Origin of the sequence: Pseudomonas sp. NFR16, assembly GCF_900108875.1 — a bacterium.
In the GTDB taxonomy this organism is placed as follows: Bacteria; Pseudomonadota; Gammaproteobacteria; order Pseudomonadales; family Pseudomonadaceae; genus Aquipseudomonas.
The window spans coordinates 34,681-48,770 of the sequence record NZ_FNYJ01000004.1; the positions used below are offsets into that span (position 1 = coordinate 34,681).

The window sequence follows — 14,090 nt, forward strand, 5'->3', positions numbered from 1 at the left end:
TCGTAGGACCGGCTTTAGCCGGGATGGCGTCGGTCCTACGGACGCCGCAAGCTTTTCGTAGGACCGGCTTCAGCCGGGAAGGTGTCGGGTGTTACGCCGTAGATCGAAAAGGGCGTCAATCGCCGTTGGCTCGCGCTTACAGATGTTCCATCCGGTCATACGGCGCTTCACCCCGCCTGGTGCAACGAAACCTGATTGCGCCCGTTTTTCTTCGACGCGTACAGCGCCTGATCCGCCCATTCGATCAGGGTCTTGTGCTCGCTGAGTGGGGTGTTCATGTCGGCCACGCCCAGGCTGATGGTGCAGCGAATGGCTTCGCCCTCGTGGGTGATTTCCTGCTCCTGGACCGCAACACGCAAGCGTTCGGCAAACATTCCGGCGCCGTATTTATCGGTGTCGGGAAGCAGCACTGCATATTCTTCGCCGCCGTAGCGACCGGCGATATCGGAGTCACGAATATGCCCCCGAATCACATCGGCGACGCGCTGGATAACCTTATCGCCGCACTGGTGCCCGTAGGTGTCGTTCACGCGCTTGAAGTGATCGATGTCAAACATCACCAGCGCCGCGGAGGTGCCGTAACGCACATGGCGCGCGTACTCAAGACGCAACGCCTCTTCCCAGTGTCCGCGATTATAAAGGCCAGTGAGCCGATCGGTGCTGGACAGCTTCTGCAGCTCTCGGTTGGCGGTCTGCAATTGCAGGCGGTTGGTCGCCACGTCCGTCACGTCATAGATGACCAGGCAGACGTGCGTCACCTCGCCGGTGGTGGATCGCAGCGGAAACATCGTGGTGTTCTGGTACATGAAATCTTCTTGCCCGGTAATCGGCTGGTAGCTCTTGAACCGGACCAGAAACGGGCGCTGCTCCCAGATGGTGAACGCCGGCGTGCCCAGGGTAATGACGCTGTCGATTTTCTTTCTCAGCCAGCATTGATTCACCTCGGGAAAAAGCTCGAAAAAAGACCGGTTGGCCGCCTCGTACGGCAGCACACCGGAGCGGTTTTCCATGAAGGTGTTCCAGACCTGCACGCGGTAATCTTGATCGAGCACCACCACGCCGACGTCGATGCTCTGGGTGATCGTCAGCAGCCAGTGAAGCTCTTTGATGTCGATACGATCATTCATGAATCAGCTCATCAGGTAGGCGAGTTTTCGTGACAGCCGCTCTACCGAATCTTCGGTGAACAACATCAGCAGGTCGAAATGGACGTTGTGGCCTTCCAGGCTGTAACTGATCTCCACTGCGAGCGTCTTTTTCCAGCGTTGCTGATTGATCCGGATCAGCTCCTCAATGCCACTGTGAACGTCCAGCACCTGGGGATGACCCTGAGAAAAAGCGATGTCGATCTGCTCGGCGATGCCGCTCAAGCACGCGCCGATCAGGATCGATGACAGATCCAGGAGCATTTCCATTTCGGAGTAGTCGCGATCGTCGATCTTCATGAGCTGGGCCATGTCGCAGAGCTCCGAATCATGGAACAGCAACAACGCCTCACCGGCGATGCCGCCGCCGATATAGCCCTGGCAGACGGCAGTCAGGCGGTCGTTGGCCTGTGCATCGGCGAGCGCCATGTGCAGCTCGCCCACTTCGAGCATGTTGACGTTGGGTACCGGCAACTGCACGAAAACGCCCAGCACCCGCGCCAGCAGCGCTGCGGCCCGGCCCATTGCGACGTTGACGGTCTCGCGAAACGCATCCTGGAAGCTGATGGTGGAGTGTTCGACTCTGGGCGCCGGAGCGTGCGTTGGCTGGCCTGTCGCTCCGAGCAACCCAAGCCGCTCCAGCGTCTGCTGCAGCTCCACCGGATCGGCCGGCTTTTTCAGAAACGCCAGCGCACCCAGCTCCAGGGTACGGCGGACAGCTTCTTCTTGAACGTCGCCGGAGACGACGATGACCTTGGCCTGCAGGTTTTCTGCACGCATGGCCGCGAGCGCCTGATAACCGTCCATGTCCGGCATGGTCAGGTCCAGCAGCACCACTTGCCCCAGCCCCTGACGAATGGCTTGCAGACCTTCGTGTCCGTTGGTGGCCGTCGTGACCGAAACGTCCCAATCGGCAGGCAAGGCTCTGATGAGCTGTTTGCGCGCCATATTGGAATCGTCGCAAATCAGCAGCGGGATAGTGGGCATTGCTTTCAGTCTCACAACAAAAGAGTTTCAGGCCTGGCCCGGAAGATCATTGCACTTATTATGGGTAACCCTAGTTCAATACCCATGCTGCCAAGCAATTCTTTCATTCACGTATCAGCGGCAAGTGGGTAAATTCTTCACTTATCCAACGATAAGCTGGGTGGTATGCAATATCTATGCACACCGTTATCCAAAGTTCCACCTCGGTTGATGACCTCGATCAACCTTCGCGTTTATTGATATAAAACAACAGCATGACGCTTGTTTAATGGCGCCAATATTTTATCTTGCCGCTTATTTAAGTTTATCTAGCAGCGACATACAGGACATGCGCAACGGGCCCCTCACCGCCCGAGAGCCGTGCCAATACTCAAGTATTAAGCACCTAACCGCAGGTACTAAACGTTTGTATTCAGGTAGGAGTGAGGCTTGCCGTTCAGTCATTTATTGTTTATGGCATCAGGATTCAGATCACCGCTCACATCGGATTGCGAGGAAGATCGTCATGAACGCCCATAAGAATGTGCACATGCGCTACCCCCTGTCAGAGGGCTCGCCCCACTATGGTGCCCGTCATTCGACCAGGCTGTCCGACCGCTTGGCCCTCGTGCAATTGTTGCAGGATCATCTGAGCACGGCACAGGAACTCCACCGTCACATTCTGAGCCTTGAGGTGCGTGCGCGGCATGTCACGTTCGTGGAGGTGCGTAGGATGTTTCATCGCCTCGGCGAGGCGACCGAGCAATGCGTGGCATTTCTGGCCGACCGCATTCACGATCTGGGCGCTGCTGCCGCCTCGCGACCCGTGCACATGGAAGTGCAGGCAGTGCCGGGTTGGAACGAGCAGAGCTTTGCCGCCAGCCTGCAGCACGTTGCGAACCGCACTCACGTGCTCGCCCAATTCGCCGCGCAGATCAGAAGTCTCATGGACAAAGCGGTGATCGAAGGGGATTACAACAGCCTGCATGTGATGACCGACTGCACTTACCAGATCAGTCAATTAGTGGCTTTGATTCAAATTCATCTGCCGGGCGAGCCGGCGAGCGTGTCGACCTGCGCGCCCTCCAGCGAATACGCGAGTCAGAAATAAGCGGCACGCTTGTTTGCTTCATCCCCCACTTGGCAACGCCAAGGACGAACTTTCGTTCGACCCACGAATGAGTCGCCCGACGCCGAGGCCCAACGCTGCTTCAAGTTTGAATCAATGAATGAAGCCGAAAAGTTCGAGCAATGGCGCAAAGCCATGATCTGATTGAATTTTTTCTGAAGATGACCAGACGCACATTATTTTTGTGTCGCTGGGCTGCGACTGCGCCACTCATCGATGTATGAACTCTCTTCCTCGCCCCCACGCCTGGAGCCCGTTCAGAAAGTTTATTGCGAAGTCAGCCGACTGGCTGGCTGATTATCAACGTGCAGATTTGAGCAATAGCGTGCTCGACATTCCGGTCACTTCAGCGTGGATTCCAGACAGTCGATCAATGATTTCGCCTGAAACGGTTTGGCGAGAAAACATATCGCGCTGCCGGTCATCGCGCGCTTGCGTACCGAGTCTTCCGGGAATGCAGTGATGAAGATAGTGGGGATGCTGAATCCGTGAGACGTCAGGTGCTCGTGCAGCTCCACGCCGCTCATGTTGGGCATTTGTACATCAGTGATCAGGCATGCGGCGTTGGTGAAGTCGGCAGATCCAAGAAATTCCTCCGCCGAGGAGAAAACCCGGACGACAAAACCCAGAGAGCGGACAAGACTGTCAATACTGGCTCGGACCGCATTGTCGTCGTCGACCACAGCGATCATTGGGGGGCTGGACAAAGGCTTACCTTTAAACGGAAAAATAGAGCGCGAAGTTGCGCATTGAAACAGCTCACACGTTACCGACCTGCCGTGCACCAGAGAATTATACGGGCGTATGACTCGGAACAATTGTCGACGGACGGACATTTTCTGACCATTCGGACAACCTCGGGATCGGCTCAGACCCATCTCTCTGCAATGAACGTGGACTCGATACGCGTCTGCATGAACACATCGAACGCCGCTGGCGAAAGCGCCTTGGCAAAGCAATAACCCTGCGCCTCGTCACAGCCGCGCAACGCCAGCTCATCGAGAATGGCGAAATCCTCGACGCCCTCGGCGATCACCTTCATGTCGAAGCTGTGCCCCAGTGTGATCACCGCCTGGACGATCGCGGCATCCTGCGGATCGCTGAGCAGCCCGCGTACGAACGACTGATCGATCTTCAGCTTGTCCACCGCAAAGCGCTTCAGGTACGCCATGCTTGAATAGCCGGTGCCAAAATCATCGATGGACATGCGCACGCCCAACGCCTTCAGCCCATGGACGGTTTCCAGCACTCGCTCGGAATGCTCGATCAAAATGGATTCGGTCAGCTCAAGCTCCAGCCGGTGCGGCTTGAGGCCGCTTTCGTACAGCGCCCTTTTGACCTCACTCACCAGGTTGCCCTGGCGGAACTGCACCGCCGAGCAATTCATCGCCATGGTCAGTTCACCAAAGCCCGCGTCTTGCCACGCCACCGCTTGATGACAGACCTTGCTCAGCAACCAGCGGCTGATCGGAATAATCAGGCCGCTGGATTCGGCGACCGGTATGAATTCGCCGGGCGTGATCTGGCCAAGGCCGGGGTGATTCCAGCGCAGCAGTGCTTCCGCACCAATGACTTCGCCGGTCTTCAGATCGATTTGCGGCTGATAGTGGATCTCGAGCTCTTGCTGCTCGCAGGCCTGACGCAGTTCGGTCTGTATGTGCAGCAGGCGCAATTCGCGCGCGCCCATGGCGGCCTCATAGAACACCCAGGTATTGCGACCATTGCGCTTGGCCTGGGCGAGTGCGGTATCGGCCGCTTTGAGCAAAGAGCCGAAATCGTGGCCATGGGCGGGGTACAGCGCAAGGCCGGTTGACGCCGAGATCGACAGCGGAAATCCGGCGAGTTCAAGCGGCTGCTGCAGGACCTGAAGCATGCGCGCGACCAGATGCGCCAGCGCGACGGGGTCATCGTCGTCCACCAGTACCAGAAACTCGTCGCCACTGAGCCGGGCGACCGTGTCCACCGCAGGCTTCATGGCCACCAGCCGCTGCGCCAGACGCTGCAGGATCGTATCCCCGGCAACATGCCCGAGCGAATCGTTGATGGTCTTGAAGTTGTCCACATCGAAATACAGCAGCGCCAGACGCTGACCCCGCCCGCAATCGTTGATGGCCTGATTGACCCGCTCAAGCAAATACCGCCGGTTCGGCAGACCGGTCAGCTCGTCGTGAAACGCGCTCTGACGTAACTCATCCACCACTTGCTGGCGACGAATCCGGTTGGCCTGCAAGCGCAGCGTCAGGCCGATGATGAGCAGGTACAGCACGCCGCAGACGACCAGCGATGCGATCACCGTGTACTTCCAGCCCAGCAGATAATCCTCAGCGGCCAGGCCGGTGACCAGCACCAGCGGAAAGTCCCCGACGCGTTTGTAACCGTACAGACGCTTGACGCCGTCCACCCGTGACCGCGTGACCAGTACGCCCTCCTGGCTGCCCCGCGCCACCAGCCGGTCGATGCCATCGGCTTTGTAGTCTCGCTTCGAATCAGCCGCCGAGGGCACGCGCAGGACTGCGTCGGGCCGGTCCGAGCGGCGTAACGTGATCACTCCATGGTCGCCGACGTTCACTTGGCTGATGACGTCGAAGATGGATTTGAGCGGCAGCGCGGACGCAATCCAGCCGACATGTCGCTGCCGGTCGAACACCGGGACCGCGATGTACAGGAGCTCTCGCGCGACATCGTGATCGAGCACGGCCGAGTCACCGGCGGTATCGCCGGGCGACTGTCGGGCAAGCTCATCACGAAAGCGCTGCTGGCTGGCAGTCGGCGCGTCAGGACGGGCATCGGAATCGAAAAGAAAGCCACCCTGAGCCGACAGCACATCGAAACGGCCCACTGCAGGAAACCGCCGACTCAGCGCCCGCAATTGACGCCCGTCACCTGCCGGAACAGCCCCGCCGCGCAAGAGGTCATCGTCCAGGCGCAGCGCGATGCCCTGCAAATCGGTCTGGGTGTCATGCAGAATGCTGGTCAACCGCGCTTCAAGAATGCGATTCAGATTGCTTACATCGGCAACGGCCTGATTGCGTGCCTGTTGGAACAGCAGGCCAAGGAGCGCACCCAGCAGCACAAGTATCCCGAGCGCGAGCCCTCCCCACACCCACAGCTGAATCTTGACCACGGGCACCGGCGTGGCCGAACGATCCGGCTCGGCCGGCAGCAGGCAAGTGATCCGCGACACAGGGTCGATGGCGGGCTCGATCAGGACGGTGTTCATGGGTGGCGCCTCAATGAGCCGGACATGCGGTCTGAGCGAGGCAGCCAGCCACGAGGGAGCGAACGTATTTCCGGTCGCTGATCAAATTCAATGGCATGTGCTTTCCCCTTCCACCACTCTTGATCTGAGCAATGAACCGACGCGTTCGTGAAGGAACTCAGGACGTAGGGAAAATTAACATTACCGAGTCATGATTCCGATTAGCTATCAGGCTAAGCGACTCATACTCGGGTATAGGAGGAAGACCATCATTTTAAAAACCGTCTTCGAGCGAAACTGCTGACGCCCGGGCGACGGCGGGGATTACTCCCCTGCCAGCGCCTCGGACATCTTCACGAGATCGGCAAACGTGCGGGCCTGCATCTTTTTCATGGCGTGGCCGCGATGGATCTTGACGGTGATTTCGCTCAAGCCCATTTCCGAAGCGATCTGCTTGTTCATCAGTCCGGTCACGGCGTAGGACATGACTTCCTGCTCCCGTGCGGTCAGGGTCTGAAAACGTGCGCGAAGTTCGGCAGACACCTTGCCCGTCTCGCGCCGTTTGCTGTCTTTCTGCAAGGCCAGGGTGACGGCATCCAGCAGGTCTTGCTCGCGAAATGGCTTGACCAGGAAGTCCAGCGCGCCGGCCTTCATGGCTTTGACCGACATCGCGATGTCGCCATGACCGCTGACGAAAACGATCGGCATCGATACCTTCATTTCAGCCAGGCGTACCTGAAAATCCAGGCCGCTTTCGCCCTGCAGCCGTACGTCCAGAATCAGACACGCCGGGGCATCTTCGAAGGCGTGCTGGAGGAATTCCGCGCCCGAAGCGTAGGTGTAAACGCGCATGCCGACCGAGCGCAGGAGGCTGTCCAGCCCGGCGCGAATGGCGGGATCGTCGTCGACGACGAATACGATGGGGCTCTTGTCGACCGGCGTCATGACGGCATGTGCTCGTAGGCAGGAAGCGAAAAATTCATGACCGCGCCATGACCCAACTCGCTTTCGGCCCAGATGCGGCCGCCGTGAGCGTCAATGATTGAGCGGCAAATCGACAGGCCCATGCCCATCCCCTCAGGTTTAGTGGTGAAAAATGGATTGAACAGGCTAGGCAGATTCTGCTCCGACACGCCTGGACCGTTGTCCTTGATACGCAGCAACACATCGCCGTTCATCGCCGTACCCAGCGCGACCGACAAGGTGCGTTCCTTGGTGTGCATACCGGACATCGCCTGCAGCGCGTTCATCAACAGGTTAATGATCACCTGTTGCAACTGCACGCGATCGCCCTTGACTAAGTGAACGCCGTCGCCGGGATACACCTCGAGGCTGACGCGATGGCGGCGGATCTCGCGCCGAATGAGCGCCACGGATTCCTGCAGGACCTCGAAAAGATCAACCTGCACGTGGCTGGGGTCGTTCTTTCGAGAAAGACTGCGAATACGGCGGATGACCTCGCTGGCACGATGCGCTTCGCTTTTGATGCGCTCGATGGCGCTGCGCACCTCACCCAAGTCCGGCACATCGCGGTTGAGCCAGCGCAACCCGGCTTCGGCATTGGTGGTCACTGCGGCCAGGGGCTGATTGACTTCATGGGCAATGGACGCCGCCATCTCACCCAGCGTCGTGACCCGGGTCACGTGGGCCAGTTGGCTCTGCGAGCGATGCAGGGCTTCTTCGGCATTCTTGCTCGCTGTGACGTCCATCAACGCGCCGATGTACTCACAGCACCCTGACGCGTCATGCGCCTGCTGGGCGAGCATTCGCACGAATTTGCTCGAGCCGTCAGCCATGAGCACGCGAAATTCAGTCTCCATATTGGCGTGCTGCGCGTATGCCTGTTCGATCAGCGCCTTGAGCCCGTCGGTGTCTTCCGGATGAACGCGTCCCATCATGTATTCGAGCGTCGGCTGCAGCTGGTCATCGAAGTCGAAAATACGCCGGGCTTCGTCGGACCAGTACATTTCGGCGCTGGGCAGTTTCAGCCCGATGCTTCCGGTCTGGCTTAGACGCTGAGCGCCCGCCAGGAAAGCCTCGCTGCGATGCAGCAGGCGCACTTGCTCGCGTAACGCGTCCTTGGAGCCCCTGTATTTCAGAACGAGCAGGCCGGTGATCCCGATCGCCGCAAGGCTTACCAGGCAGCGGGCGAACGGCGGCAGCAGCCAGCCAGTCCCGTGAGATAGCAGGTACGCCAGCAGCGTGAGAAAACCACAAACCCACGCGACAGTGGCCACGCCCTTGCGCGAGAAGAGGTCTCCGGACATCAGAATCACGGCAACATAGAGCACAGCGATTGCGACATCCAGGGTACTGAGCCAGTCCATCAGAAAGATGACCAGCGTCAGCATGGCGGAACCCAACCTGAGCAACCAGACGCTGGGCGACACTTCAGCCCGAGGGTTGCGCAGGCTCGCTGCAGGGACGGTATTCATTGCGACAGTCTGGCCTTATTGTGGGTAGCTGGATTGGCAGCGCAAATGTGTCGACCGGGGCAAACGCCCTTCATCGCCCCCGGCCCATGAGCGGGCGGAGCGACGCAACGTAATAGTTATTCAAAAAAAGACGGTTGCCCATCACACCAAAGTGTCAGAGCGGGTACAAATATACCCAGATAATCCTGATCGAGACAGATTATCGAAGCGCTGACTCCCAATCCTGAACGGCTGTGCTCCATTCTTTTTCCGCCCCAAATAGAACAGGCCCCGACGCGAGCGTCGGGGCCTGTAATGGCCACATCCTTATGGCCTTCGCATGAACCTTCAATCGATCAACCGGCGGCCTCCCTGGCCGTCAATCGCTCGTTCTTTCGGTTCCGTCGAATCGGTATTACTCAGCTTTCAGGCCGTCAGCCGAAACAGCTTTCACGCCTTTGATTTTCTTGGTGATCGCAACTGCGGTTGTTTTCTGCGCTTCAGTGATCGCGACGGTCGACGACAGGGAAACCACGCCTTTGTTGGTTTCAACCTTGATGTCGGAGCCTGGGATGCCCTTCTCGGTCAGCAGGTCGGATTTGACCTTGGTGGTGATCCAGGTGTCAGAAGTAGCCTCTTTGGTTTTGGCAACTTCACCTGCGGCTACCATCATTGGAGCCTGAGTAGAGGTTTGAGCCATGGCTACGTTAGCCATAGTCAGCGTCAGAGCAGTGGCAGTAGCGGCAGCGATAGCGAACTTCTTCATACGAGTAACTCCTGTTTTTCTCAAAATCTGCGCCAACGTCGTTGGTTGCAGGGTTACTGGTATATCGCAAGCGGTGTGCCAAACTTATCCAACGCAGTTTTTTCATTAAAATCAATGAGTTATAAACAATAGCTGAATGATGCATCGTGCAGATTGCCCGTTTACGGAAAGTTCCGCTTGCAACTTGCATGTTCTGAACGTATTCACAGCCCCCTGAAGCGCGCAACTTATTAATTGCACACGAAAAAAAAGAGCCCCGAAGGGCTCTTTCTCTGTAGCGAGGCGGGGACGCTTAAACGCCCGACGCCTTGGCAGCTGCAACGTCTTTGATCGACAGCTTGATACGGCCGCGGTTGTCCACGTCCAGTACCAGCACTTCGACTTCCTGACCTTCTTTCAGCACATCGGTGACCTTCTCGACGCGAGCGTCGCTCAGCATGGAGATGTGTACCAGACCGTCCTTGCCAGGCAGGATGTTGACGAACGCGCCGAAGTCGACGATGCGCTCAACCTTACCGACATAGATCTTGCCGATTTCAGCTTCTGCGGTGATGCCCAGAACGCGCTGACGCGCTGCCTCAGCGGCTTCCTTGGTTTCGCCGAAGATCTTGATCGAGCCGTCGTCTTCGATATCGATCGACGCCTTGGTCTCTTCACAGATGGCACGAATGGTCGCGCCGCCTTTGCCGATGACGTCACGGATCTTGTCGGTGTCGATCTTCATCGCGATCATGGTCGGCGCGTTTTCCGACAGCTCGGTGCGCGACTGACCGATGATCTGGTTCATCTGACCAAGAATGTTCAGGCGAGCTTCCAGGGCCTGGCCCAGGGCGATCTCCATGATTTCTTCGGTGATGCCCTTGATCTTGATGTCCATCTGCAGCGCGGTGACGCCCTTGGCGGTACCGGCCACTTTGAAGTCCATGTCGCCGAGGTGGTCTTCATCACCCAGGATGTCGGTCAGAACGGCGAACTTCTCGCCTTCCTTGACCAAGCCCATGGCGATACCGGCAACCGGCGCCTTCATCGGCACACCAGCGTCCATCAGCGCCAGGGAAGCGCCGCAGACCGAGGCCATGGAGCTGGAACCGTTGGACTCAGTGATTTCCGACACCACGCGGATGGTGTAAGGGAACGCATCGGCCGGCGGCAGCATGGCCTGAACCGAGCGACGAGCCAGACGGCCGTGGCCGATTTCGCGACGACCAGCGCCACCCATGCGACCACACTCGCCCACCGAGAACGGAGGGAAGTTGTAGTGCAGCATGAACGGGTCTTTCTTTTCGCCTTCGAGGGTGTCGAGCAGTTGTGCATCACGCGCAGTACCCAGCGTCGCCACGACCAGCGCCTGAGTTTCACCACGGGTGAACAGTGCCGAACCGTGAGTCTTGGGCAGAACACCGACTTCGATGTTCAGAGGACGTACGGTGCGGGTGTCGCGGCCGTCGATACGTGGCTTGCCGTTGACGATGTTTTCGCGAACGGTGCGGTATTCGATTTCACCGAATGCAGCTTTGACTTCCGAAGCAGACGGGCTGCCTTCTTCAACGGCCAGCTTGGCAACGACTTGATCCTTCAGCTCGCCCAGGCGCGCATAGCGGTCGGCCTTGACGGTGATGGTGTAAGCCTCGGAGATGGCTGCGCCGAACTCGGAGCGGATGGCGCCCAGCAGGTCGGTGGCTTCAGCCTTCGGAGCCCAGGTCCAGGTCGGCTTGGCAGCTTCGGCGGCGAGTTCCTTGACGGCTTTGATGACCGCCTGGAATTCGTCGTGAGCGAACAGAACAGCGCCCAGCATCTGGTCTTCGGTGAGCTCTTTGGCTTCGGATTCAACCATCAGTACCGCTTCTTCGGTACCGGCAACGACCATGTCCAGGCTCGATGCTTTCAGTTGCTCGTAAGTCGGGTTCAGCAGGTAACCGGTGCTTTCGTGGAAAGCAACGCGCGCGGCGCCGATCGGGCCGTCGAACGGAATGCCGGAGATCGCCAGGGCAGCCGAGGTACCGATCATCGAAGCGATGTCCGGATCTGTTTTCTTGCTGGTGGAAACGACGGTGCAGACAACCTGCACTTCGTTCATGAAGCCTTCGGGAAACAGTGGGCGGATCGGACGGTCGATCAGACGCGAGGTCAGGGTTTCTTTCTCGGAAGGACGGCCTTCACGCTTGAAGAAACCGCCGGGGATCTTGCCGGCAGCGTAGGTTTTTTCTTGGTAGTGAACGGACAGCGGGAAGAAGCCCTTGCCAGCGTCTGCCTGTTTGGCGCCGACCACAGTCACGAGTACGGTGACGTCGTCGTCAACGGTGACCAATACTGCACCAGAGGCTTGACGGGCGATGCGGCCTGTCTCCAGGGTTACGGTCGATTGACCGAATTGAAACTTCTTGATTACCGGGTTCACGGTTTCCTACCTTCTTTGTGGCTCTTGGGGGAACTGGTTTCTTGCGAATTCTTGGGCAGCGAGGGAATCGGACCCTTCGGCAGTCCAGATAAAACTAGAGGCTGGGAGCCCGCCAGCCCACCGGTACGAAACCTGCGGGACGTGACGAACAACCAACCTCTTGCAACGTCGTTATTAGCGACGCAGACCCAGACGACCGATCAGGGCGCTGTAACGGCTAACGTCCTTACCTTTCAGGTAATCCAGCAGCTTGCGACGCTGGTTTACCATACGGATCAGACCACGACGGGAATGGTGGTCCTTACCGTTGGCCTTGAAGTGGCCTTGCAGTTTGTTGATGTTGGCGGTCAGCAGTGCAACTTGCACTTCTGGCGAGCCAGTGTCACCAACAGCTTGCTGGTAGTCGGTTACGATCTGAGCTTTTTCTTCAACGCTGAGTGCCATGTGGGCATTCCTTATATCAGGAAACCGTCAAAGCAACGGTTTCAACAGGCCGAGAGCAGACTCTCGTATTAAAAAGTGAGGAGTGACCATGCCTGTTGACAGCCACCCTCGTACCGCCGTGCCAGGACAACCCTGACTCGACGGGTTCGGTCACTCTGACCGAATCAGCCGACGCGGCGCAATACGCCCGTCTTCGCTCACTTCACCGATCCCGATGAAGCGTCCTTCATGATCCTGCACCCGTACCATGCCGAACTTCGGCGCATCCGGGGCTCTGACTGGCTGACCGTGCAACCAGTAAAACGAACTGTGCTCGGAAAACTGCAACAGAGGCCAGTCCAACAGGCCGCTGTCCGATGGCATCAGGAAGCGATCGACTGCTTCGTTGCCGCCTTCGGCGTGTACCGCTTCAAGCTCTTCCAGCGTGACCGTCTGGGCCAGCGTGAAAGGCCCGGCCTGCGTGCGACGCAGCTCGGCGACATACGCACCACAGCCCAGCTTCTCACCGATATCTTCCACGAGGGTGCGGATATAGGTGCCTTTGCTGCAGTCGACAGCCAGACGCGCGCTCTCGCCTTCACACGCCAATAATTCCAGGCGCGCAATAGTAACAGAACGCGCTTCGCGCTCCACCACTTCCCCTGCTCGAGCCAACTTGTACAACGGTTGACCATCACGCTTGAGGGCGGAGTACATCGGCGGTATCTGACTGATATTTCCGCGAAAATCCGGGAGTACCGCTTCGATATCCGAGCGACCAACGGTCACCGGCCGCGTCTGCAAAACCTCACCTTCGGCGTCAGCCGTGGTGGTGGTCTTGCCCAGCTGCATCAGGGTCTCGTAGCCCTTGTCGGAGTCGAGCAGATACTGGGAGAACTTGGTCGCTTCGCCGAAGCACAGCGGCAGCACGCCGGTCGCCAATGGATCGAGGCTGCCGGTGTGGCCAGCCTTTTCTGCATTGAGCAGCCAGCGCACCTTTTGCAAAGCCGCATTGGAAGTGAAACCCAGCGGCTTGTCGAGCAGGATGATGCCGCTGACATTGCGGCGGATGCGCTTGACCTGAGCCACGCCGTTACTCCTCCGAGCCATCTTTGGCCGCCGGCTCGTGCTGACCGTCTTCAGCCACTGCGCGCTCGATCAGCGCCGACAGATGCGCGCCACGGGCAACACTTTCGTCGTAGTGGAAATGCAACTGCGGAACGCTGCGCAACTTCATCTCGCGGGCCAGCTGCATGCGCAGGAAACCTGCGGCAGAGTTCAGCGCCTTGATCGACTGAGCGATCTCTTCGGCAGTGTCCTGCCCCATCACGGTGATGAAGATCTTGGCATGACCGACGTCACGGCTGACGTCGACTGCGGTGATGGTGACCAGGCCGACGCGCGGATCCTTGATCTCACGACGGATCAGCTGTGCCAGCTCGCGCTGCATCTGATCGCCGATACGTTGGGTACGGCTGTATTCTTTTGCCATGTCTTGTTACCTGTCACTGACCTGCAGCAAAAGCTGCAGAGTCTGAAAGCGGCAAACGCCCGGCCTGGCAGAAGCCGGACCGGGCGTTGCGTTTAGAGTCCATGACAGACGCCGGGCATTTGCATGCGGCGACTGCCATGACTCCTGAAGCTCGCGAT

Annotated in this window: 12 protein-coding genes; 1 reads left to right on the plus strand and 11 read right to left on the minus strand. The window is 58.5% G+C overall.

Going from position 1 to position 14,090, the window contains the following annotated elements:
- Positions 1 to 167: 167 nt before the first annotated feature.
- Complete coding sequence (locus BMZ10_RS16105; protein ID WP_093464283.1) at positions 168 to 1,127, minus strand: sensor domain-containing diguanylate cyclase; 960 nt, start codon at positions 1,125 to 1,127, stop codon at positions 168 to 170.
- A 3-nt stretch (positions 1,128 to 1,130) separates the two neighbouring features.
- On the minus strand, positions 1,131 to 2,132 hold the full coding sequence (locus tag BMZ10_RS16110) for a response regulator (protein WP_093464285.1): 1,002 nt from the start codon (positions 2,130 to 2,132) through the stop codon (positions 1,131 to 1,133).
- Positions 2,133 to 2,637: 505 nt separating this feature from the next.
- Between BMZ10_RS16110 and BMZ10_RS16115 the strand changes: the two genes are divergently transcribed.
- Positions 2,638 to 3,222: a hypothetical protein gene (locus tag BMZ10_RS16115; protein ID WP_093464287.1), complete on the plus strand. Its 585-nt coding sequence runs from the start codon at positions 2,638 to 2,640 to the stop codon at positions 3,220 to 3,222.
- Between the two features lie 359 nt (positions 3,223 to 3,581).
- Here the strand turns inward: BMZ10_RS16115 and BMZ10_RS16120 are convergent, their stop codons facing one another.
- From BMZ10_RS16120 to rbfA, 9 genes are all read right to left on the minus strand, one after another.
- A complete protein-coding gene (locus BMZ10_RS16120) occupies positions 3,582 to 3,932 on the minus strand; it encodes a response regulator transcription factor (protein ID WP_218147240.1) in 351 nt (116 codons plus the stop codon).
- 176 nt (positions 3,933 to 4,108) lie between these two features.
- Positions 4,109 to 6,460 (minus strand): putative bifunctional diguanylate cyclase/phosphodiesterase, encoded by a 2,352-nt coding sequence (locus tag BMZ10_RS16125; protein WP_093464291.1) that lies wholly within the window; start codon positions 6,458 to 6,460, stop codon positions 4,109 to 4,111.
- Positions 6,461 to 6,763: 303 nt separating this feature from the next.
- Positions 6,764 to 7,384, minus strand: a complete 621-nt coding sequence (locus BMZ10_RS16130) for a response regulator transcription factor (RefSeq protein ID WP_093464294.1) — start codon at positions 7,382 to 7,384, stop codon at positions 6,764 to 6,766.
- A complete protein-coding gene (locus BMZ10_RS16135) occupies positions 7,381 to 8,874 on the minus strand; it encodes a sensor histidine kinase (RefSeq protein WP_093464296.1) in 1,494 nt (497 codons plus the stop codon). The genes BMZ10_RS16130 and BMZ10_RS16135 overlap by 4 nt, the downstream gene beginning before the upstream one ends.
- Before the next feature lie 394 nt (positions 8,875 to 9,268).
- Positions 9,269 to 9,619, minus strand: coding sequence for a BON domain-containing protein (locus BMZ10_RS16140; protein ID WP_093464299.1), 351 nt, complete (start codon positions 9,617 to 9,619; stop codon positions 9,269 to 9,271).
- 292 nt (positions 9,620 to 9,911) lie between these two features.
- On the minus strand, positions 9,912 to 12,017 hold the full coding sequence (gene pnp / locus BMZ10_RS16145; RefSeq protein ID WP_093464301.1) for a polyribonucleotide nucleotidyltransferase: 2,106 nt from the start codon (positions 12,015 to 12,017) through the stop codon (positions 9,912 to 9,914).
- Between the two features lie 174 nt (positions 12,018 to 12,191).
- Positions 12,192 to 12,461: a 30S ribosomal protein S15 gene (gene rpsO / locus BMZ10_RS16150; RefSeq protein ID WP_002555121.1), complete on the minus strand. Its 270-nt coding sequence runs from the start codon at positions 12,459 to 12,461 to the stop codon at positions 12,192 to 12,194.
- A 150-nt stretch (positions 12,462 to 12,611) separates the two neighbouring features.
- Positions 12,612 to 13,529, minus strand: a complete 918-nt coding sequence (gene truB / locus BMZ10_RS16155) for a tRNA pseudouridine(55) synthase TruB (protein ID WP_093464303.1) — start codon at positions 13,527 to 13,529, stop codon at positions 12,612 to 12,614.
- 4 nt (positions 13,530 to 13,533) lie between these two features.
- On the minus strand, positions 13,534 to 13,932 hold the full coding sequence (gene rbfA, locus BMZ10_RS16160) for a 30S ribosome-binding factor RbfA (RefSeq protein ID WP_093464305.1): 399 nt from the start codon (positions 13,930 to 13,932) through the stop codon (positions 13,534 to 13,536).
- Positions 13,933 to 14,090: the final 158 nt, after the last annotated feature.